This window comes from Chromobacterium alkanivorans (assembly GCF_016937655.1).
GTDB lineage: Bacteria > Pseudomonadota > Gammaproteobacteria > Burkholderiales > Chromobacteriaceae > Chromobacterium > Chromobacterium alkanivorans.
Genome location: NZ_JAFHKL010000045.1, coordinates 1 through 545, shown reverse-complemented (window position 1 = coordinate 545; position 545 = coordinate 1). Strand labels below are relative to the sequence as shown.

Sequence of the window (545 nt, the reverse complement as noted above, 5' to 3'; positions counted from 1 at the left end):
GCCGAGCGCCTGGAGTTCCTGGTGCGCGACAGCGCCATCCATGTCGTCGTCGGCGACGCCGAATCCGCCGAAGCCCTGCCCGCCGGCCTGGCGCTGCGCTGGCTGGACGTCGCCGTCTCGTCCGGCGACGCCACGCCGCCGCCGCGCCGTCTGCATCCGCAGCAGGCCGCCTACGTGATCTACACCTCCGGCTCCACCGGCACGCCCAAGGGCTGCGTGATCAGCCACCACAATGTGGTGCGGCTGATCGCCGCCACCTCGGAGCGCTTCGCCTTCGGCCCCGACGACGTCTGGTCGCTGTTCCACTCCTACGCCTTCGACTTCTCGGTGTGGGAGATCTGGGGGCCGCTGCTGTTCGGCGGCACCTGCCTGGTGGTGCCCTACTGGGTATCGCGCTCGCCGGAGGCCTTCGCCGCTTGGCTGCAACAGCACCGGGTCTCGGTGCTGAACCAGACCCCGGCCGCCTTCCGCCAGCTGATCCCCGCCGCCGCCGACCACGCCCTGCCGGACTTGCGTCTGGTGATCTTCGGCGGCGAGGCGCTGGA

Annotated in this window: 1 protein-coding gene; it reads left to right on the top strand. The window is 71.4% G+C overall.

The features are described from left to right. A partial coding sequence (locus JW897_RS24125) for an AMP-binding protein (protein WP_205467936.1) occupies positions 1-545 on the top strand: 545 nt, incomplete at both ends.